At 42.4% G+C, this 20,608-nt stretch carries 17 protein-coding genes; all 17 read left to right on the top strand.

Annotated features, from left to right (window positions below):
* Positions 1-16: 16 nt before the first annotated feature.
* The 17 genes from pseB to ACN0TF_RS10120 all read left to right on the top strand — a co-directional run bounded on the left by pseB (position 17) and on the right by ACN0TF_RS10120 (position 20,574).
* Positions 17-1,015: a UDP-N-acetylglucosamine 4,6-dehydratase (inverting) gene (gene pseB, locus ACN0TF_RS10040; protein WP_417441806.1), complete on the top strand. Its 999-nt coding sequence runs from the start codon at positions 17-19 to the stop codon at positions 1,013-1,015.
* Positions 1,015-2,172, top strand: coding sequence for a UDP-4-amino-4,6-dideoxy-N-acetyl-beta-L-altrosamine transaminase (gene pseC, locus ACN0TF_RS10045; protein ID WP_417441807.1), 1,158 nt, complete (start codon positions 1,015-1,017; stop codon positions 2,170-2,172). Before pseB ends, pseC begins: the two co-directional genes overlap by 1 nt.
* Positions 2,169-3,794, top strand: coding sequence for an aldo/keto reductase (locus ACN0TF_RS10050; RefSeq protein WP_417441808.1), 1,626 nt, complete (start codon positions 2,169-2,171; stop codon positions 3,792-3,794). The genes pseC and ACN0TF_RS10050 overlap by 4 nt, the downstream gene beginning before the upstream one ends.
* Entirely contained in the window at positions 3,794-4,594 is an 801-nt protein-coding gene (locus ACN0TF_RS10055; protein WP_417441809.1) for an SDR family NAD(P)-dependent oxidoreductase, read from the top strand. Before ACN0TF_RS10050 ends, ACN0TF_RS10055 begins: the two co-directional genes overlap by 1 nt.
* Positions 4,585-5,682, top strand: coding sequence for a UDP-2,4-diacetamido-2,4,6-trideoxy-beta-L-altropyranose hydrolase (gene pseG / locus ACN0TF_RS10060; RefSeq protein ID WP_417441810.1), 1,098 nt, complete (start codon positions 4,585-4,587; stop codon positions 5,680-5,682). Before ACN0TF_RS10055 ends, pseG begins: the two co-directional genes overlap by 10 nt.
* A gap of 6 nt (positions 5,683-5,688) precedes the next feature.
* Positions 5,689-6,195 (top strand): UDP-4-amino-4,6-dideoxy-N-acetyl-beta-L-altrosamine N-acetyltransferase, encoded by a 507-nt coding sequence (pseH, locus tag ACN0TF_RS10065; RefSeq protein ID WP_417441811.1) that lies wholly within the window; start codon positions 5,689-5,691, stop codon positions 6,193-6,195.
* A 3-nt stretch (positions 6,196-6,198) separates the two neighbouring features.
* On the top strand, positions 6,199-7,251 hold the full coding sequence (gene pseI / locus ACN0TF_RS10070; protein ID WP_417441812.1) for a pseudaminic acid synthase: 1,053 nt from the start codon (positions 6,199-6,201) through the stop codon (positions 7,249-7,251).
* Positions 7,251-8,624, top strand: a complete 1,374-nt coding sequence (locus tag ACN0TF_RS10075; protein ID WP_417441813.1) for a hypothetical protein — start codon at positions 7,251-7,253, stop codon at positions 8,622-8,624. The genes pseI and ACN0TF_RS10075 overlap by 1 nt, the downstream gene beginning before the upstream one ends.
* 51 nt (positions 8,625-8,675) lie before the next feature.
* Entirely contained in the window at positions 8,676-9,908 is a 1,233-nt protein-coding gene (locus ACN0TF_RS10080; RefSeq protein WP_417441814.1) for a glycosyltransferase family 4 protein, read from the top strand.
* 10 nt (positions 9,909-9,918) lie between these two features.
* On the top strand, positions 9,919-10,914 hold the full coding sequence (locus ACN0TF_RS10085) for an EpsG family protein (protein ID WP_417441815.1): 996 nt from the start codon (positions 9,919-9,921) through the stop codon (positions 10,912-10,914).
* A gap of 10 nt (positions 10,915-10,924) precedes the next feature.
* On the top strand, positions 10,925-11,755 hold the full coding sequence (locus tag ACN0TF_RS10090) for a glycosyltransferase (protein ID WP_417441816.1): 831 nt from the start codon (positions 10,925-10,927) through the stop codon (positions 11,753-11,755).
* A gap of 66 nt (positions 11,756-11,821) precedes the next feature.
* On the top strand, positions 11,822-12,733 hold the full coding sequence (locus ACN0TF_RS10095; protein ID WP_417441887.1) for an NAD-dependent epimerase/dehydratase family protein: 912 nt from the start codon (positions 11,822-11,824) through the stop codon (positions 12,731-12,733).
* 36 nt (positions 12,734-12,769) lie between these two features.
* Complete coding sequence (locus tag ACN0TF_RS10100; protein ID WP_417441817.1) at positions 12,770-13,321, top strand: sugar transferase; 552 nt, start codon at positions 12,770-12,772, stop codon at positions 13,319-13,321.
* Between the two features lie 318 nt (positions 13,322-13,639).
* Entirely contained in the window at positions 13,640-16,405 is a 2,766-nt protein-coding gene (locus ACN0TF_RS10105) for an SLBB domain-containing protein (protein WP_417441818.1), read from the top strand.
* A 164-nt stretch (positions 16,406-16,569) separates the two neighbouring features.
* Complete coding sequence (locus tag ACN0TF_RS10110) at positions 16,570-16,866, top strand: hypothetical protein (RefSeq protein WP_417441819.1); 297 nt, start codon at positions 16,570-16,572, stop codon at positions 16,864-16,866.
* Positions 16,867-16,987: 121 nt separating this feature from the next.
* Positions 16,988-17,692, top strand: coding sequence for a YjbF family lipoprotein (locus tag ACN0TF_RS10115; protein ID WP_417441820.1), 705 nt, complete (start codon positions 16,988-16,990; stop codon positions 17,690-17,692).
* 8 nt (positions 17,693-17,700) lie between these two features.
* Complete coding sequence (locus tag ACN0TF_RS10120; RefSeq protein ID WP_417441821.1) at positions 17,701-20,574, top strand: YjbH domain-containing protein; 2,874 nt, start codon at positions 17,701-17,703, stop codon at positions 20,572-20,574.
* Positions 20,575-20,608: the final 34 nt, after the last annotated feature.

Here is a 20,608-nt window from a genome sequence, read left to right on the forward strand (position 1 = left end):
AAAAGAAAGATTAAACATGTTTAATGATAAAACAATTTTAGTAACAGGCGGTACAGGCTCATTTGGTCATAAATTCATTCCTATGACTCTGGAAAAATACAACCCGAAGAAGATTATCATCTTCTCTCGAGACGAAATGAAACAGTGGGAAATGGCGAAGCTTTTCCCAAATGATGATCGCCTTCGATTCTTTATTGGCGACGTTCGAGATAAAGATCGTTTGTATCGTGCTTTAGACGGCGTCGATTATGTTGTCCATGCAGCGGCTACTAAAATTGTCCCTACAGCTGAATATAATCCATTTGAGTGCGTAAAAACGAACATTCATGGCGCTATGAATGTTATTGATGCCGCAATAGACAAAGGTGTTAAGGGTGTCGTCGCACTGTCTACAGATAAAGCCAGCAGCCCCATAAACTTGTATGGTGCAACAAAACTGGCTTCAGATAAATTATTTGTTGCGGGTAATTCTTATGCAGGCGGACATCAAACGAAATTTTCTGTTGTGCGCTATGGCAACGTTATGGGTTCCCGGGGCTCTGTTATTCCATTTTTTATGTCTATTCGTGACAAAGGTGTTTTGCCTATTACAGATGATCGTATGACGCGTTTTATGATATCTCTTGAAGAGGGCGTAGAACTGGTTTGGCATGCGTTTGAAGATATGGTCGGTGGTGAAATCTATGTTAAGAAAATTCCTTCAATGAAGGTTACTGACGTTGCCAGCGTGGTTGCTCCAGAAGCGAAGCAAGAAGTTGTTGGTATTCGGCCCGGTGAGAAGCTTCATGAGCAAATGATTGGTTTTGAAGACGCACCTTATACTTATGAGTACCCTGAACATTTTAAAATTTTGCCAGCTATAAATAACTGGGATAAAGACTCTGACCGTATTAAAGATGGAAAAAGAGTTCCTGAAGGTTTCGTTTATTCAAGCGATAATAACGAAGAGTGGATGACTGACGAGCAGCTAAAAAGCTGGCTTGACGGTAATTACGAACAAATCGGTAAAATCTAATGATACCGTACGGAAAGCAAGATATTCGACAAGAAGATATTGATGCAGTTGTTGAGGTTTTAACATCAGATTTCCTAACACAGGGCCCCAAGGTTCCTGCGTTTGAATCGGCTGTTGCTGAAAAAGTCGGTGCTAGACATGCTTTAGCTGTTAACAGCGCCACTTCAGCATTGCACATTGCTTGTTTAGCACTGGGTTTAGGGAAAGGTGACTGGCTTTGGACTACACCGGTAACCTTTGTTGCCTCGGCGAACTGCGGTTTGTACTGCGGGGCGCAAGTGGACTTTATCGATATCGACCCGAAAACCTATAACATTAGCGTCAGCGCACTGGAGCATAAGCTCGAACAGGCTGCCATTGAGAAGCGACTGCCTAAAGTGTTGGTGGTCGTACATTTATGCGGACAGCCCTGTGAAATGCAGGCTATTAAAACTCTGGCGGATCAATACGGCGTTAAAGTCATAGAAGATGCTTCTCACGGCATTGGTGGTAAATATCAACACGATTATATTGGTAACTGTAAATACAGTGATATTACTATTTTTAGCTTTCATCCGGTAAAAATTATTACCACTGCCGAGGGTGGTATGGCGCTGACCAATAGTAATGAGTTGGCCAGAAAAATGAATTTATTTAGAAGCCACGGCATTACGCGCGATCCGGATTTAATGACACAAGAGCCAGACGGTTCCTGGTACTACCAGCAAGTAGAGCTGGGTTTTAACTACCGTATGACCGAGCTTCAAGCTGCTCTAGGGTTGAGCCAGCTAGAACGTTTGGATGAGTACGTTGCGCGAAGGCATGAACTGGCAAAACGCTATGACTCGCTTCTAAGTACATTACCTTTGACTCTGCCTTGGCAGCATCCGGATAGTTACTCAGGTTTACACCTTTATGTTATTCGTTTAAATCTGAGTCAAGTTTCGGCTACACATCGCGAAGTTTTTGAATCTCTCCGGGAACAGGGTATTGGAGTGAATCTGCATTACATACCGGTACATACACAACCTTATTACCAACAGTTTGGTTTTAAGGCAGAAGATTTCCCAGAAGCTATGTCATATTACAGCGAAGCGATTAGCTTACCGCTATTTCCTACAATGAGCGAATCTGAGCAAGATAAAGTCGTCAAAGTTTTAAGTGAGGTTGTTTCTTGAGTTACGTCGCTGTTCTGCAAGCCAGGACAAACTCATCAAGGCTTCCTGGAAAAGTTCTGCTACCTATAAAAGGAATCCCTTTAGTTGTTCTTGCTGCAAGAAGGGCGGCAAATAAAGGTATTGATGTAGTTGTTGCTACCTCGAAAGAAGAGAGTGATGACGCGTTAGTTCGAGTATTGCAAGAATACGGTATACCTTTTTATAGAGGCAGCCTCAATAACACTCTTGAAAGGATTGTCGGAGCTCTCTCGGGTTTCGATGATGAAACTAGAGTCTTTCGCTTGACAGCAGATAATGTGGTTCCTGATGGGCAGTTACTTGAAGAGATAGCAAAAGACTTTGAAGATAGAAAGCTAGACTATATTTGCTGTAATGGAGTGGAGTCTGGTTTGCCTTACGGGGTAAGTGCGGAACTGACTTACCTTAAGCACTTGAGAGAAGCAGCCATATCGACACACGATAAAGATGATCAAGAACATGTAACGCCATTTATAAGAAGACGTTATGGAATAAGTAGCTTTAATAAATATAAGCAAAAGAGTCTAGGTCATTATAGATGTACTGTCGATTGTTTGGATGACTATCTCACACTAGAAAACTTATTTTTAGAAGTAAAAAAACCTATTGAAGTAACTTTTAATGAGTTGTTGTCGGCGATAGAAAAAAAACGTTTTCAACCAATAAATTGTAACCCAGCATCTAAGCTTATTATAGGCACGGCGCAGTTTGGTTTGAATTATGGAATAACTAACGCAGCAGGCCAACTTACCCCGGATCTTGTCGAAGCTATTCTAAAGACAGCAATTACTAATGGGATAGAGGGAATAGATACAGCAAGAGCCTATGGTAATAGTGAGAAAGTTATTGGATACGCTTTAAAATCTGGCTGGATGGGACGTGTCCCTATTATTACTAAGCTGTCTCCTTTAGATGATTGCCCTAAAGATGCTTGCAAAACAGTAATTAATGCTTTTGTCGACTGCAGTATCTATCAGTCAATGAATTATTTAGGTAGCAGCAAGTTAGATGTGGTGATGCTGCATAGAACTCAACAACTGAATTCTATGAAAGGAAAAGTGCTGGAGCGGCTTCTTCAGCATAAAGATGCGGGCCGAGTAAATAGCATTGGAGCGTCAGTTCAAACTCCAGAAGAACTTGAAATTGCGCTTAATAATAAGCACGTTAGCTACATTCAAATGCCATATAATTTATTGGATTGGCGATGGGATGAAATGATTCCCTTAATCCATACAAAACAAAAAGAAAGAGGGTTAAAGGTTCATGTAAGGAGTGCACTTCTCCAAGGTTTGCTTACTAGCTACAACACCGAGCATTGGGCTAAAGCTCATGTTGATGAGCCTCAATACATAATTGAATGGCTTCAACAGTTACTTGCTCAAACTCAGACTCATGACCTCTCTAATTTATGTTTGAATTTTGTGAGATCACAAAATTGGGTTAATGGGGTTGTCGTGGGGATGGAGTCGCTTGAACAGCTTAATCAAAATATAAAGACATTTTGTGAAGATGAAATGCCAGTTGAAATGTTAGAATTTATACAAAGAACAAGGCCTGTACTGAAAGAAGAAACATTAAATCCTGCACTCTGGGGAAACGCATAATGAGTATAGGTGTTAATATTTTTTCGCTCAAGAATAAAACGGCTTTAATTACAGGAGCAACTGGCTATTTAGGGCGTGAGATGGCTTTTGGTTTAGCTGAAGCAGGTGCTCACGTGTTAGTTAATTCGCGCTCAAAAAAGCGATGCGATGTATTAGTTAAAGAGCTTAGAGATAAGGGCTATTCGGCCGAGCCCGTGATATTTGATGTAACGTCCGACCAGCAAGTTACGCTGTTTGCAGATGCCTTCAAAAATAGAGCTTTGCACGTAATGATTAATAATGCCTATGTGGGTGGGGCAGGTAGCGTAAAATGTGCATCTACAACTGACTACAGGGATAGTTATGATGTAGCTGTAGTGGCAGCTCATCGTTTGCTTCAAACCTTACTACCTAATTTGAGGTTAGGTGTAAAAGACAGTGGAGAAGCTTCAATAATTAATATTGCATCCATGTATGCTTTGGTAAGCCCTGACCAACGAATCTATGATTCTGAGCAGGCGGTGAACCCGCCTTTCTATGGAGCGGCGAAAGCAGCGCTGTTGCAATGGACAAAATATTCGGCTTGTGAGTTTGGTAAAGAGGGTATTCGCGTAAACTCTATTGCACCTGGTCCTTTTCCTGCGGAAATTGTTCAGAGTAAAAGTCCTTCGTTTATTAAAAAGTTAGAACACAAAGTACCAATGGGGCGTATCGGCCAAGCTAAAGAGTTAAAGGGGCCGTTATTGTTCCTTGCGTCCTCGGCATCGTCATACGTAAACGGGAGCAATTTGACCGTTGATGGAGGATGGACTTGCTGGTAAAAACAATTGTGTTCCGTGTCGATGCTTCAATAGAAATGGGGGCTGGACATGTAATGCGCTGTTTAACCCTAGCTGATGAGCTTAGCCAAAATGGACATAAATGTACTTTCATATCTCGCCGACAGCCTGGAAGTTTAATTAACTTAGTTAAAGAACGTGGTTATTCCATACATGAACTTCCAGAGTGTGAGGAATCCGAAGGTAATCATCTGACTCATGGTCATTGGTTAAAAGGTGGTCAAGAGAGAGATGTGGAAGAAAGCCAGAATGTTTTAGAAAAGCTAGTCCCTGAGTGGTTGGTAATTGATCACTATGGTATTGATAAAGTTTGGGAGCAAAGAGCTAGAAACCACGTAAAGAATATTTTGGTTATTGATGATTTAGCAGATAGACCACACGACTGCGATATTTTGGTTGATCAGAATTTAGGCCAGTCAGACAGGATGTATAGCCCGCTGGTGCCGAAAAGCTGCCGGATTTTAACGGGTTGTCAATACGCTTTGTTGCGCCCAGAGTTTGCAGCGTTTCGAGAACGCAGTCTTGAGTACCGCAAAGGTAAGACTCAAATCGACAGTGTGCTGATTAGCATGGGTGGAGTTGATAAAGATAATTATACTGAAAAAGCATTAAACGCCCTCGCGTCAAGCGGGTTGAACGATAGAACGGAAGTGACGGTTGTATTAGGAAAGCAGGCGCCTTGGCTTACCGAAGTGAAAGCGCAGGAGACAAACAGTCGCCTAAATGTCCGGGTTCTGAGTAATGTGTCCAACATGGCAGAGCTCATGAGTCAGTCAGACCTGGCCATTGGTGCTGCCGGGGGAACGTCCTGGGAGCGTTGCTGTCTGGGCCTGCCGACATTGATGTGTGTGCTGGCGGACAACCAACAGGGAATAGCGAAGGTGCTGGAAAGTCACGGGGCTGCAATGGTGCTATCTCAGTCTGATATTGAAACGTGTCTTGGCGAGAAAGTAGCGATATTGTATGAACAGCCGGAGCGTTTATCGCTCATGTCAGGCCGTGCCAGTCATCTGGTTGACGGTCGGGGAGCTCAGCGAGTGGCTCAGAGCATGTTAAAAGGAATGGAGTAACCGAGCATGGAAAACCGTATTCGCCCTATGGAAGAATCGGACTTAGCGCAGGTTCTCAACTGGAGAAATCACCCGGACATCCGGCGCTTTATGTATTCAACACATGAAATCAGCCTCGAGGAGCACGCTCAGTGGTATCAGTTGGTCAAACAATCCTCAAAACACACAGTACTGATTTACGAAAAAAATCAAACGCCCACCGGATTTGTCAGTCTGACCCGAAAAACCTGTGATGAAGTGGCACACTGGGGATTCTATCTGGCTCCTCATGCAGAAAAGGGCACTGGATACCAGCTGGGTAAAACCGCACTGACCTACTCCTTTAATGAACTGAATTTACACAAAGTATGCGGTGAAGCCTTAGGTTTTAACAACCAGTCCATACGCTTTCATCAAAAGCTAGGGTTTAAAGAGGAAGGGCTTCATAAAGAGCAGCATTTTGACGGTAAAACTTATCACGATGTGGTCAGTTTTGGGCTGCTCCGGGCGCAATGGAATAATCGAAAGGATTAATATATGAGTCACAAGATGGTTATCAACGGGCGCGAGATATCGCCTGAGCAAACGCCTTATATTATCGCGGAGCTCTCTGCCAATCATAACGGCGATATTGAAACGGCATTTAAAATTATATCGGCAGCGAAAAAGGCAGGCGCGGATGCGCTCAAACTGCAGACTTACCGACCGGATACCATTACGTTAGATTCCGATTCTGATGACTTTAAGATTAAAGGTGGACTCTGGGACGGGCGAACTCTTTTTGAGCTTTACGAAGAAGCGCATACCCCGTGGGAGTGGCATAAACCACTGTTTGAACATGCTCGTAAAGAAGGGATAACTATGTTCAGCTCGCCGTTTGATAACACCGCGGTCGATCTTCTCGAGGATTTAAATGCTCCTGCGTATAAAATTGCGTCCTTTGAAGCGATAGATTTAGCGTTAATCGAGTATGTGGCCAGTACAGGCAAGCCGATGATCATTTCCACCGGCATGGCAGACGCTGAAGAGATACAAGAAGCGATAGATGCGGCACGCGGCGCGGGCTGCAAAGAATTGGCAATTTTGCATTGCGTTAGTGGTTATCCTGCACCGGCAGAAGATTACAACTTGAGAACTCTGGCGGATATGAGCGAGCGCTTTGATGTATTGACTGGATTATCCGATCACACTTTGGACAATACTACTGCAATAGTGAGTGCGGCTATGGGAGCCTCTATTATTGAAAAGCATTTTACTTTAGACCGAAGCGGTGGTGGTCCGGACGATAGTTTCTCACTAGAGCCTGGAGAGCTCGCTGCGTTGTGTCGTGATACGAAAACAGCTAAAAAAGCATTAGGGAAAGTAGATTATGGACGCAAATCGAGTGAGTTAGGCAACGTAACGTTCCGTCGTTCTTTATATTTTGTGAAAGATTTAAGAGCTGGAGATACAATTACGGAAGACAGCATTCGTAGTGTCAGGCCGGGTTATGGAATAGCTCCTAAGTACTTAAAGCGCATAATTGGAAAAAAAGTTAATGCTACTGTCAAAGCTAATACAGCGGTTCAGGAAAGACTTATAGAATTCTAATGAAATGGTTTAAGCACATAAAAACTGTTCTAGATAAAGAGCCTGAGTTGTGGTTAGCTTATCTTCATGGTCAAAAATACGATCAGCTAAAACACTTTTCTGAAAATAAAAAAAAGTACAGCGGATTTTTTACTCGATTTGCTATTTGGGTTTTTCTACTGTTTTCACAAACTAGACTCAGGTTTAAACCGTCAAATAAAAAATGTAAGTTCTTAGTTTATGCTGGAACTGTTAATCAGAAAAACTCTCTTCAACAGAGCATTCTAGCTCTAAGAAAAAATAATCAAGTTGTTTGTGCATTAGCTCCTAAAAAAATCCTAAGTAGGACTGATATAGAAGATGATACTTTCAACATAAAGACGTATGGCTTTATGGAAGTGGTTAAAACTTTTTTGGTTTTAATTTTAAGGTTTAACTTACTGCGAAAGCAGTTGAAAGATAAAAATAGAAACTTAATTAAGAATGACTTAAATGTTTTTCTTAATATATATGATGAACTGGTTTATTTTGAGAGGTTACTAAGAGAGGTCAAACCGGATTATGTAATTGTTTCCAACGATCATAATGCTTCCAACCGTTCTCTATTAGCCTTGGCAAGAGAAATGGGGATAAAAACTGCATACATGCAACATGCCTCAGTTAGCAATTTATTTCCAGCCATAAATGTTGATTATGCTTTTCTTGACGGTGAATTTTCGTTGAACGTATATCGTAATTGCGAAAAAAATATTGTTAGCGATATGGTTCGATTAAAAGAGCGTAAAGTATTTCTTTCAGGTCAAAAAAAACTACTTCAGAAAGTTATAGTAAGAAAGAGAGAGAAGTTAGGTGTCGCAATCAACACTCTCGATTCGAATAAAAATATCGCCGACATGATTAGTTATTTGTACTTTTCAGGTTTCTCCTTAAAAATTAGGTGGCATCCTGGCCTGTCAAAGCGAAAGGTTAAAGAGCTCTTATTTGTTTTAAAAAAATTCAAGGTCGAAGTCAGCAATCCTTTTCAGGAGTCATTAGTTGAATTCTTTTCAGACATAAAGTGTCTAATCTCAGGAAATAGCAGTATTCATCTGGAAGCTGCTCTCAGTGACGTAGTGCCAATATACTATGAAATCACTGAATCAGATATTTCTGACTACTATGGCTATGTAGAGAGTGGGCTTGCGAAGGAGTGTTTGTCGTTAACAGATATAGGTGAAACGGTTAAAAGTATTATGGGGGGAGGGGAAACAGTTGATCGGAATGCGGTTCAGCGCTATAGCTCTACTTATTCTACTGAGTGGGAAGGAAATGAAGGTGAACTCGTTGCACAAACAATGATAAAGTTGTCGGAAAACAAAAAATTACCTTTAGAGCCGATTAGTTTAGATTCATGATCCGAGCTTTTATTAATAAGAAATAAAAAGATTCAATTAATCGGAAATTTTATGAATTTAAATCAAGGAAAGTGTTCTAGAAAGATGAAAGTTATATTTACAACTATAGGTTACTATCCTGAGTTCGGAGGTGTTGAAAATTCCTTAAAGTATTTGTCTAAAGAAACAAATAATTTGGGTTTTCGACCTATAGTTGTTGCTGCCCAGTCAGAAAAGATAGAGTATAAGCGCGTAACGAGAATTGATGGAATACCTGTTGTTAGGTTTCGGTTTAGACCTTTTAAAAGTAAGGTTTTAAATTTCTTTTTCTTACCGTTTTCATTTTTAGATATACTTTTTATTTTTAGAAAAATAAATCAGAAGAAGTCAGTCCGTTTATCAATTAATCGGAATCAGTTTACTAGCTTTTTTGCGACATTAGTTTTTAAACGAAATGTTTATTTAGCACCTGGTTTCGCAAGGTTTCAAGCTACCCCCTCAATGTTAAATGAAAAGGCTTCTGGTGTTAAAAAAACATTATTTCATATTAAAGCTATCATACATAACTGGTTTGATAAATTAGCACTTCTCCGTTCTGATAAAGTTTTTCTATTTTCTGAAAACATGAAAAGGCAAGCTCGTTCAGTCCTATTACCACACGAATATAGAAGTTCCAACTTTCAAATAACGAAGCCAGGAGTTGATTTAGATAATTTTTTTCCTGTCAATGAAAGTGTTAAGAAAACTTTGAGAAAGTCGCTCAATTTACCCGAAGATCGAATACTTATCCTATCTGTCGGAAGATTTGTTAGCGCTAAAGGGTTTAGTTATCTGGCCGCCTCTGCTGAATACCTTCCTGATAATGCATCTATCGTTATAGTTGGCGATGGACCGCAAAGAGGCGACTTATTGGAAGTTCATAAGGGATTAATCGAGAAGAAGATACTCATTCTGCCAGGTAAGTCTGTAGATACGTCAAAATATTACCAAGCTTCTGATGTTTTTGTCTTAAGTTCAGTTTATGAACCCTTGGGTCAAACATTATTAGAGGCCGCGGCTTGTGGTCTTCCGATAATTTCCTTTCGAAACTCTAGTGAATCTGGTGTTGTGAATGCGACTTATGAGATTTTTGAAAGTAATGCCTTCTATTCAATAGAAAAATCATCAAGTGGCCTGGCAATGGCCATAAATAACTATTTAGATTTAGAGAAAGAGGCCAAGATTAGCATATCTGAATCTACTCGCAGTATTGTTGAAAAAAAATGTAGTTGGCGGACATTGGCAAAAGAGTTGCTTGATGTTTAATGTGCAATTTATGAAGTTAAAAAAAGACAGAGCTGTTAGGTTTGTGTTTAGCTTTGTGCTTGCTTCGCTTTTCTTTTTTGGGTGTATTGCGCTGGAGGTTGACGGCGTTGACTGGCAGCGATATGCAACTATTCGGCCTAACTTTGAGGTCTTCTATTATTATAGAGAATTTTTTTCTTGGTGGGTTATAACAACCATTAGTCATGAGTCTAATTCTTTTTATAACGCATTGATAGGAGGGGGGATTTACTTTCTTCTAGTTCACTCGTCCTTATCAGTTGCAAGCTCCCTTTTAAACCGAATAGGGAAGTCAGAAAAAGGATACATTCCTTATATGATTCTTCCTTTTTTAACAACAAATTTCTATGTTTTACAGAGTATAAATGGATTAAGGCAGGGGATTTCTAGTGCTTTTCTTTTGTATGCTTTTTCGTTATTAATTTCTGGGAATCGCTTTTCATCTTTTTGCTTCTTCTTAATTGCTGTTTTTTCTCACAATGCCGCATTGTTTTACTTTCCCATTTTTATGGTTTTTCTTTTACCTATCAAAAGGCTATATAAATTAGGTCCTTTAGTTTCATTTTCCATTTTGTTTTTAGGCTCCTTAATATTGCAGATTGCAAGTAAGTCGAGTGGGGAATCTTCAAGTAATAACACTTTGGCTTTTGCTTTTTGTATGTTGATTATGTATGTTTTTTGTTACTTTGTATTTAAAGGTAGTTATAATTCAGGCTGTAGAGATGAAAGGTTGTCAAAAGGTCTTGTTACCAGTTTCGCATTTTATACATCATTTGCGGTCTTCTCTGTTATTACCGATGAAATGAGTTTTGAGCGACTAGTTTATTATTCATTTTTAATTATCATTCCTTTTCTAGTGGTCTCTTTTAGTAGGTTTAAGGGATCATCATATGTTTTTGTTCTTTTTGTTCTAATATCGCCTATAGTTCTATTGTTGTTTTTCAACACTAATGCGTATCAGGCTCAGTTCATTTTGTTGAGGCCGTGACCGTTTACTTATGAAGTTAATTAAAAATTCAATATCAGTAGTGATTCCTATTTATATAGGTATCGATACTTTGGCTTTTAAAAACTCAATAGCTAGCCTGCTAAGTCAAACTAGACAACCAGATGAATTGATTTTAGTTATAGATGGCCCTATAAAGGAATCTTTATGGTCCTATATTAGAAGTACCTTTTCATCACATAATTTCTTTTTCTCAGTTAAATTGGTTTGTTGTTTAAAAAACGAAGGGCCTGGTTATGCTCGTAACTTGGCTGCATCGATTTCGTCTTGCGAGTGGCTGGCGATACATGATGCCGATGATGTTTATGTTTCTTCAAGGTTGGAAGTTCAGGAGTTTTACTTATCAGATGACGTCGACGTCGTCGGTGCTTTTATTGAAGAGCTTCATGATTATGATATTAGTTCTAGAATTAATATACGATCGGTACCGTTAAATGATAAGGAAGTAAAACGATCGATGAATCGTTACTCTCCCGTCAACAATGCAACAGCCCTAATTCGTAGAGAAATATTTATAAGGGTTGGAGGTTATCCAAACCTTAGGTTCGGCGAGGACTACGTTTTATGGCAGAGGATTAAGAAAGCCGGAGGCCGGTTTTTGAATATTCCTAAGGTGATAACCCGTATTCTAGTTGATAAAAACTTTTTTCAGAGAAGGAGAGGGTTTTCTTTATTGAAAAGGGAGTTTAAGTACTTAAATCTTATGTTGTATGAAGGGCATATAAGTATATTTTCTTATTTTTATAAAGCTATACGCTCAGTTGTTTTAAGGCTACTTCCCCTGTCGGTTTCTAGAGTGTTGTATAGAATTGGAAGGAAATAACCTGTAGCTAAAACTGTGAAGCTCTACTTGTTTAAAATAATTTATAAGTGATAGTTTATGAACGTGATGTTAACCGGGAGCACTGGGTTCCTTGGAGGCCATTTGGCCAAGTATTTATTAAAAAATGATATTTCACTTTTTTGCCCTGTAAGGGGGCAAGAAAAAACGGTGGATGCTAGAGATAATATAGTACTAAATGACTTGAGGGGGTTAACATACGGGCAGATTAGAGATAGAGAGATTGATATCTTCATTCATTGTGCTGCGGTTGCGCATAAGTCTAATGTCGACGACAAGTTGTATCGGGACGTAAATACCGAGCTTACAGTTTTTTTAGCTGAACTAGCTGTCAAAGCAGGTGTTAAACGCTTTATTTTTTATAGCTCTATAGGCGTGAATGGTTCGTCGAGTCAGTTTCCTTTTAAAGCGGATGACGAAGTAACTCCCCACGATGACTATACAGAGTCTAAATTTCAAGCTGAGCTGAGGCTAAAGGCCATAGCGGAAAGGTCTGATATGGAGGTTGTCATAATAAGGCCCCCTTTAATTTATGGTTCAGGTGCGCCGGGAAATTTTGCTCGGCTCGTAAAGTTGGCAAAGTTACCGCTACCAAAACCTTTAGGGGCTATCCATAATAAGCGAAGTTTCGTCTCCATTGATAACCTTGCTGAATTCACACACCTATGCTTGACGCATCCGAATGCGGCAAACGAAACTTTTTTGGTGAGTGATGGGGAAGACCTCTCTACCTCTGACTTTTTGAGAAAAATATCGAAAGCTTTAGGTAAACCAGCGTTGCTTTTGCCCGTCCCTGTCTCTTTTTTAAGGAAAGTAGGAAGAACTGTTGGAAAAGAAGAGATGATTGATAAATTAGCTGTAGATTTGCAGGTCGATATAAAAAAGAATGAAGAGCTGTTGGGTTGGAAGCCTTCTTTATCAGTTGACTCTGCGCTCCAAAAGGCTTTTTCATCGCTTTAAGTATTTATTCAAATTTTGGTGTAGGGATTGGTATACATGCTGCTTCGTTTTTTTGATTTTCTATTCTCAGTTTTAGGCTTGGTAATTGGCTTTCCTATTCTGGTCCTGCTAACTCTTATCGGGCTGTTCGATACAGGTTCCCCCATATTTACCCAGGAGCGGGTAGGCAAAAACAAAAAGCCTTTTGTTTTGGTTAAGTTCAGAACCATGAAAAAAGACACCGCCTCAGTAGCCAGCCATTTAGCCAGTAGCGCCTCTATTACAAAATTTGGGCATTTTTTACGTCGCACCAAGCTGGATGAACTTCCGCAGCTTTGGAATGTTCTAAAAGGCGAGATGAGTTTAGTGGGCCCACGGCCAGGGCTGTTTAATCAGGAAGAGCTAACCCAGGCGCGCGAAGCAAAAGGCGTGTTTAACGTTCGCCCCGGCATAACCGGGTTAGCGCAGGTGAATGAAATAGACATGTCCACACCGCAGCTGTTGGCAGAAACTGACGCAAAAATGATTAGTACACTCAATATTAAAAGCTACTTTCAGTATATTTTAATGACGGTTACCGGCAAAGGTTCCGGGGACAGAGTAAAATGAAGGTCTTGGTAACGGGAGATGCCGGGGTTATTGGTTTTTATACGGCGTTAAAAACTTAAGTTATGCGTCCAGCTCGTCGGTTTATGGCTTGAACAAACAAATGCCGTTTTCAACCTCGCACAGTGTGAATAACCCGGTAAGCTAAGGTATGAAACGCACAGTTGACTGGTACCACAGCTTGTATGGTATGGCTTAAGCGGTCGCTTTTCTCTGTTAACGAATTACTGTATCTTACTTGTCACTTTTACCTGTTAATGCACTCAAGTGTTAATTCTGGGTTTTAATACAAAAATAATTGAGGGTTATACCTTGCTGACTATGAATAAAAACGCATTAAACGCCACACAACTTTCTGTTTCTACGGTTCTTTTTGCTGTTGTTTTTGCTTTGGTAACAAGCTTGTTTTCAGTTAATGCGGCGGCGCAGGCTATGCCCAGCCAGCAACAGTTAGAGCAACTGCAAAGCTTGCCGCGTGCTCAGCAAGAGGCGCTGGCGCGGCAGTTTGGCATCGATCCTTCAATGATTGATGAGTTTAATGCCGCCCAGCGCGATGGCGATGCCAGCGCAAAGCAGGAAGTGGATGTTGTTAGTGAACGTTCCAGTAACGGTACTCAGAGTAGGCAAACGAGCTCGTCCTTTATGCCCGCCGACTTAGAAAAAGAGTTTAGCCGAGGCCGTTCAGAGTTAAAGCCTTTTGGTTACGACATCTTTTCTGGTGAACCTGATACCTTTGCCCCAGTGGCGCACGCACCTATTCCGGCTAACTACTTAATTAGCGTGGGCGATGTTATTCACGTTGAAATGTTTGGCAAGCAGGACGAGAGCTTTAAGTTAACCGTAAACCGCGACGGAGGAATTGTACTGCCCGATGTAGGCGAAATGAAAGTTGCGGGCATGACCTACTCCTTAATGCAGGAGATGATCCACCACGAAGTTCAGGAACGCTTAATTGGTTATAAAGCGGCAGTGACTATGGGTGAGCTGCGTTCTATTCAGGTGTTTATTGTGGGCGAAGCCTACAAACCGGGAGCCTATACCGTAAGCTCGCTGGCGACTATAAGTCAGGCTTTGTATGTAGCGGGTGGCGTTTCAGATATTGCCTCGTTACGTTCGGTGCGCTTAATGCGCGGCGGTAAAGTCGCGTCCGAATTCGACTTATACGACTTACTGCTACAAGGCGACGCTTCTGCCGACAAAATTTTAAAAAGTGGCGACGTTATTTTTATTCCGGCACGCGGCGACATGGTAGCGGTAAAAGGTGAAGTAAAACGCCCGGCGCTTTACGAATTAAAAGGGGATGAGACATTAGAAGACGCCCTGGAATTTGCCGGTGGCGCTAAGGACTCAGCCTATTTAAGCTCCGCAGAACTGCGTAGAATTATAAAAGGCAAACGCCTGGTTAGCACCGTAGACCTAACGACAGAACAGGACTTAAACCGTGAGCTTAATGGCGGTGACGCTTTAACCATTCGTCAGGTGTCGCAGGAGCTGGATAACAGCTTAATGATTGTTGGTGCGGTTACACGACCAGGGTATTACGAATGGCAAAATGGTATGCGCATTAACGATATATTGCGCGATGTTCGCCACGACCTGCTGGAGCAAGCCGATTTAGGTTACGGTTTGGTGGTGCGAGAAGAAGGCCCGCGTCGCGACGTGAAAATTCTGCAGTTTGATGTGGCCGACGCTATTAATGGTGTGGAAGGTGAAAACCTGCGCTTAAAAGAGCGTGATCAGCTGGTAGTTTTCAGCCGTTTTGAAACCAAAGCCGAAGAGCGCGATAACTTGTCGCGTTATACCTTGTCGGAGCAAGAGCGCGAATACCAGGAGCGTCAGCGTCAGCTTGACGCCTATCGCGACGCTTACTTAAACGATGTAGTGAACACTAAGCTGGCTGGCTCTTCAGAAAGCCCGGACGCCGAGAACGAAGACAAAATTGTGCCTTTGCGCGAACTGTTTACTGAAAAACAGGAAGAAGAGCCTACGGTGAAGAAAGATCTGGCTATGTATTCCCGTCAGAACTTACTTGAACCTATTATGCAACGTATACAGCGTCAGCGCACGGCAACCGGGACGGCGCCTTTTGTGTCCGTAGCGGGTGAAGTTATGCACCCAGGCATTTACCCCTTAGTTGAAAACGCCACGGCGGAGAAATTGCTGGCCGCAGCCGGTGGCTTGAAAAATGGTGCTTATACAGAACAAGCAGAAATTACCCGTTGGGCTATTGGTAAAGACACCGCCAACACCGATTATTTGAAAATAGACTTAGCCGAGGTTATTAATGGTGAAGTAGACGTACCTTTACAGGGGCGTGATCGTTTAAATGTATTAAGCATTCCTGAATGGCAAAATACCTATGAAGTGACCTTGCGTGGCGAAGTTCGCTTTCCGGGGACTTATTCAATTAAACGCGGCGAAACGCTTACCGACGTTATAACACGCGCCGGCGGTTTTACCGACCATGCCTTTTTAGAAGGTGCAGTATTTACCCGCGAAGAGTTGCAGGAACAGGAGCAAAAACGTAAGGAGATGCTGGCACAGGAGCTGCAACGCGAAATTGCCAGTAATATGATTACCGGCACTGGCGACGCTAATCAGCCTTACGACCAAATGCGCACCTTGCTGGCTGACTTAATGTCGACACCGGCGGTTGGCCGGTTAATTATGGATTTACCCAAAGTGCTGTCAATGAACGGAAGCCGCGACGTACAGCTCAAAGACGGCGACACACTGCATGTTCCTTCACGTAGCGACTCCATTAGCATTATGGGCGAAGTGCAAATGGCTACCTCGTACCGGTTTGACCCTGAGTTAACCGTAGAAGACTACATTAGCCGCAGTGGCGGTGCGAAAGAGAAAGCTGATACCGACCGTATATATATAGTAAAAGCAAACGGCGCCATTGAACCTTATAAAGGAGGCAGCAGTTGGTTTGGCTTTGGCGGTGGCACCGACTTAGGCCCGGGTGACGCTATTGTGGTACCGCTGGACACCACCTATAGTGAGAACTTAGAACTTTGGTCACAAATTACTAACATTATTTATAATTCGGCAGTAGCGGTGGCGGCTATTAGTGGTATTTGATACTACGTTGTAAAAAAGTGTTAAATGCACAATTACTTGAAAAAAATAGAAAAATCTAATTTGCAATTTGTTGCATAGCAACATACTATGGAAGTTGCTGTTAGTTAAAATAGTTTTAGCAACGGCGATACATGTATCTATATCTCTGGAGTGAGGTGAATATTATGAAAACATTAGCATTATCAGTAGTTGCTGCGTTAGGCTTAGCTGCCGCACCAGCAATGGCACAAGACGGCGCTGCAGGCGCAAACGCTTCTGAAAGCGGCTACGGCGGTTTATCAACTGAAGCTTGGGTATTTGCAGGTGTTGCAGCAGCAGCAACTGTAGCAGTCGTTTCTGACAGCTCTTCAAACTCAGCTATCGACGACGGCGAAACAGAAGAACCTGAAGGCCCAACAAATACAGTAACTGTAACAGGTACTGGCACAAATACTTCTACTACTACTGTACCTGTACAGTAATAGGTTGAGATGACTATTGCGAAGCGCTTCGCGATAGCTTCTTTATAATGATGTGATAAAATACCGCCATTTGGCGGTATTTTTTTATCTATTACCAGCGCATTTTTTAAGAGATGTTTTCATGTATCGTAACTGGCTTATTACACTATTCACTGTGACTCTTTCGGCAATGATGCTTTCCGGGTGCACCGCGGTAACCGACGAGGTGAAGGCAACTGTTGAGTACGCGTTTAAAAACGCGGAAGACGCTGAAATGTCTCCGGAAAAAATAAAACAATTTCCTTATACCTCTTTATATGCGCAATGGGAAGGCGACGCCCGGGCATTGATAGTGCTGGGTTTTGTGAATAAGCCTGATGACTGGCATTTTATTACTGCCGAGAAAGAAACGCTGGTACTGCAAAACGGCCGGGTTGTTCGCACGCAAGGGCTAAAAGACAACCTGTTGGCTACCTCAAACCTGAAAGACGACCCCCTTAACTGTATTGTGGCTAAACCGAACAACTGTAAAACCTTTTGGCAGCGTAATTATGATTACAATATAAACGGCAAAACCTTTAGCCGAAGTGTTCGATCTGAGTTTAGGGTACGTAGGCAGAGTGAAATAGAAATGCCATTCGGTGAAGTGTCAGCCGCTCTAGTTGAAGAGAAAGGAACGTTTCTTTTGACTGGTGAGACCTTTACCAACAAATTTTGGATTGAAGGTGACGGGCACGTTGTAAAAAGTGAGCAGTACGTTTTTCCTACCAGCTCCAAACTCACACTGACGCAAGTGACCTGGATAGGTCGCGATTACACCAACACCACCGACAAAAATGCTGAATGAGCCTGTTTATGAAAAATACTTTGTTACTCTCGGTTCTGTTGACCGCCGCGACTCTTACCGCGTTACCAGTTGAAGCAGAAATAAAAAGAATTGAATTTGAAGGCCCGGTTCGTTTGCAACAAGCTTTGTCGTCTATGGATGAGCAAGGTCTGTTGCAGAAAGCTTATTGGCCAACCGCCCGGTTGGTTAAAAAAGATGAACAGGAAGAATTAAATAGAGCAAAGCGACAAATACTATCGGAATTGCAAGAGCTGGCTAATTATTGGCGTGGCCGCAGAGAAACGGAAAAAGCAGAAGCCGCTGAATTGCTCCGTGCTCAAATTTCAACCTGGCAGCTAGGTAAACAATACTGGAGCTCCATAAGCTTTGAACAGGCAAGGCTTGAATTGGCAAATAACCCGTTGTTACCTAAAGGGGAGTACGAGCTGGTTGTATCTGAGCGCCCTGACTTTGTGTACGCCTATGGGCTTATTAGCGAGCCGGGTCAGTACGAGTTTTACTCTGGCAAGACGCTGGCTAATTGGTTACAGAGCATTGACGACAAAGAGGGATTGTTAGCGGGCTACAATAAGTCGCAAGCGACAAAAGTGTCTGCTGCAGATGAAGTAGAAGGTGACTGGAGCTATTTTAAACAAGATGATACTGAGCTGATGCCCGGTGACATTCTCTGGTTAGGCTTTGAACCGAACCAGCTGCCTGCGAAGTTTAAGAATTTAAACAATGATATCAAAGCATTATTGCGTCACTTTGTAAGTGATGATTCGGTTCGTGCCGCGACCAATGCGCCGCTGCATAAAGTCAGTTCAGAACCGACTTCAAGCTGGCATTGGTCTCGTCAGGATCTCTCTCCCAGTTACAATGATTATGGCTCTGTGGGGTTGATGCAAAACCCCACCGCGCGCATGGCAAAAGAAGGTGAGGTGGCTATATCGTATTCAGATATGGATGAATATCGCCGTTATACCGTGAATATGCAGGTGCTACCCTGGCTTGAAGCTACAGCTTTTTATACCCGCATGCCAAATCGGTTATACAGTGATGTGCCTGACTTTAGCGGCGATACCATCTACACCGATAAAGGCTTTGATGCCAAGCTCCGATTATGGCAGGAAAGCTACTGGCTACCGGAAGTGAGCCTGGGTTTTCGTGATTTTGCCGGAACCGGCTTTTTTGATGCCGAATACTTTGTTGCGAATAAGCGTTTTGGCCCGTTAGATTTTAGTTTAGGGTTGGGCTTCGGGCGCATTGGTACGCGAGATGATTTATCTAACCCTTTCTGTGAAGTGTCTGATGAATACTGTGATCGTAAAGGTGGTTATGGAGGCAGTGGTGGAACGGTGGATTATGACCGCTGGTTTACTGGCCCTGCCGCCGTGTTCGGTGGAGTGGAATACCAGACGCCATGGGAGCCTTTAAGTCTAAAAGCAGAATATGAAGGAAATGACTACAGCCGCGACAGTGCAGGTGTGCCTATTGTGGCCGACAGTCGCTGGAACTTTGGTGCAAACTACCATGTTACCGACTGGTTTGATGTGCAGTTAAGCTACGAACGCGGTAATACCTTCATGTTTAACTTTAGTTTAAGAACCAACTTTAATACGTTAAATCAGGTTAAAGTGAAAAAAGAAAAAACGTCACCACAGCAGCAGGCCTCCGCTCGCTCTATGAATGATGTTGACTGGCAAAAAATGAGTACTGAAATGCGCAGTCAGGGAGCCTTTAGTGGCGCACGCTTTTACACAAACAGTGATAAAGAAGTGACAGTATTTGCGCATCACAGACGCTACCGCGATAGTGATGAAGCATACGACAGAGCCGCGCGGATTATGGCGGCAGAGTTACCAGAGTCTGTAGAGACATACAACTTGGTTGATATGACGTTGTTTGACCCTAACGTTTCGTCCAGGGTGGATGTCGATTCGTTTAAGCGTCGGATAAATAACGAAGTTCCGGGGAAATCGGTAGATGAAACGGCTGAATTGTTTTCCCGATTAGATTCACCGGAAATGCCTGCGGACGAAGACTCTAACTGGCAGTTAAATCCAGACTATAATTTTAAAAGTAGTTATGGACTTAAGCCCTTCTTTCAGCAAGATTTCGGTAGCCCTGAAAACTTCCATACCTATCAGCTAGGCGTTTATGGTTTTGGTCGCCGCTGGTTGACGGAAAATCTTGAGTTGTTTGGGGAAGTGGGTTTTAACCTGGCTAATAACTATGATGAATTTAACTTCTTAGGTGGTGGGCCTTCGCAGCTACCAGAAGTAAGAACTAATGTGCGTCAATACGTAAGCAACGATGTCTGGCTTGAGACTGCGCAGATGACTTACTTTAAGCGACTGGGGCAAGATTGGTTTGCTATGGCCTATGCCGGTTACCTGGAACGTATGTTTGGTGGTGTGGGAGGCGAAGTACTCTACAGAACGGTAGATAGCCCCTGGGCTTTTGGTCTTCGGGCTAACCGGGTAAGGCAGCGTGACTTTACTGGGGGCAGTGGTTTCTTAGACTATGAAGTGACTACCGGCTTTGCCAGTGTTTACTACCAAATGCCGTGGTTGTCCGATACCATGCTACAGCTTGATTTTGGTCAGTTTTTGGCGGGAGACAAAGGTGTTAACGTGATGGCTCAAAAGCGCTTTGACAGTGGTGTGATTGTTGGTGCTTTTGCTGCATTTACTGATGTTTCGTCGGAAGAATACGGAGAAGGTAGCTTTACCAAAGGTTTCTTCATTAATATTCCGTTTGACTTAATGAGCGTAAGGCCAACCCGCGAGAGAGTGGGTATTTCCTGGGCTCCGTTAATGCGAAATGGTGGCCAGCAACTGCACAGACAGATTGGTCTATATGGTATAACGGACGACAGAACACCTTTTTATAATCGTTAATGCACCGGAACGAGGACAATAAACTTTGAATCTC

Source organism: Idiomarina sp., from assembly GCF_048265525.1.
Lineage (GTDB): Bacteria > Pseudomonadota > Gammaproteobacteria > Enterobacterales > Alteromonadaceae > Idiomarina.

Bases quoted from the DNA above. Each gene is read 5' to 3' on its own strand.
- ACN0TF_RS10080 (WP_417441814.1), top strand. From the start codon at position 8,676: ATGAATTTAAATCAAGGAAAGTGTTCTAGAAAGATGAAAGTTATATTT.
- ACN0TF_RS10120 (WP_417441821.1), top strand. From the start codon at position 17,701: ATGAAAAATACTTTGTTACTCTCGGTTCTGTTGACCGCCGCGACTCTT.
- ACN0TF_RS10105 (WP_417441818.1), top strand. From the start codon at position 13,640: ATGAATAAAAACGCATTAAACGCCACACAACTTTCTGTTTCTACGGTT.
- ACN0TF_RS10095 (WP_417441887.1), top strand. From the start codon at position 11,822: ATGTTAACCGGGAGCACTGGGTTCCTTGGAGGCCATTTGGCCAAGTAT.
- ACN0TF_RS10100 (WP_417441817.1), top strand. From the start codon at position 12,770: ATGCTGCTTCGTTTTTTTGATTTTCTATTCTCAGTTTTAGGCTTGGTA.
- pseC (WP_417441807.1), top strand. From the start codon at position 1,015: ATGATACCGTACGGAAAGCAAGATATTCGACAAGAAGATATTGATGCA.
- pseB (WP_417441806.1), top strand. From the start codon at position 17: ATGTTTAATGATAAAACAATTTTAGTAACAGGCGGTACAGGCTCATTT.
- ACN0TF_RS10085 (WP_417441815.1), top strand. From the start codon at position 9,919: ATGAAGTTAAAAAAAGACAGAGCTGTTAGGTTTGTGTTTAGCTTTGTG.
- ACN0TF_RS10110 (WP_417441819.1), top strand. From the start codon at position 16,570: ATGAAAACATTAGCATTATCAGTAGTTGCTGCGTTAGGCTTAGCTGCC.
- ACN0TF_RS10090 (WP_417441816.1), top strand. From the start codon at position 10,925: ATGAAGTTAATTAAAAATTCAATATCAGTAGTGATTCCTATTTATATA.
- pseH (WP_417441811.1), top strand. From the start codon at position 5,689: ATGGAAAACCGTATTCGCCCTATGGAAGAATCGGACTTAGCGCAGGTT.
- ACN0TF_RS10075 (WP_417441813.1), top strand. From the start codon at position 7,251: ATGAAATGGTTTAAGCACATAAAAACTGTTCTAGATAAAGAGCCTGAG.
- pseI (WP_417441812.1), top strand. From the start codon at position 6,199: ATGAGTCACAAGATGGTTATCAACGGGCGCGAGATATCGCCTGAGCAA.
- ACN0TF_RS10115 (WP_417441820.1), top strand. From the start codon at position 16,988: ATGTATCGTAACTGGCTTATTACACTATTCACTGTGACTCTTTCGGCA.
- ACN0TF_RS10055 (WP_417441809.1), top strand. From the start codon at position 3,794: ATGAGTATAGGTGTTAATATTTTTTCGCTCAAGAATAAAACGGCTTTA.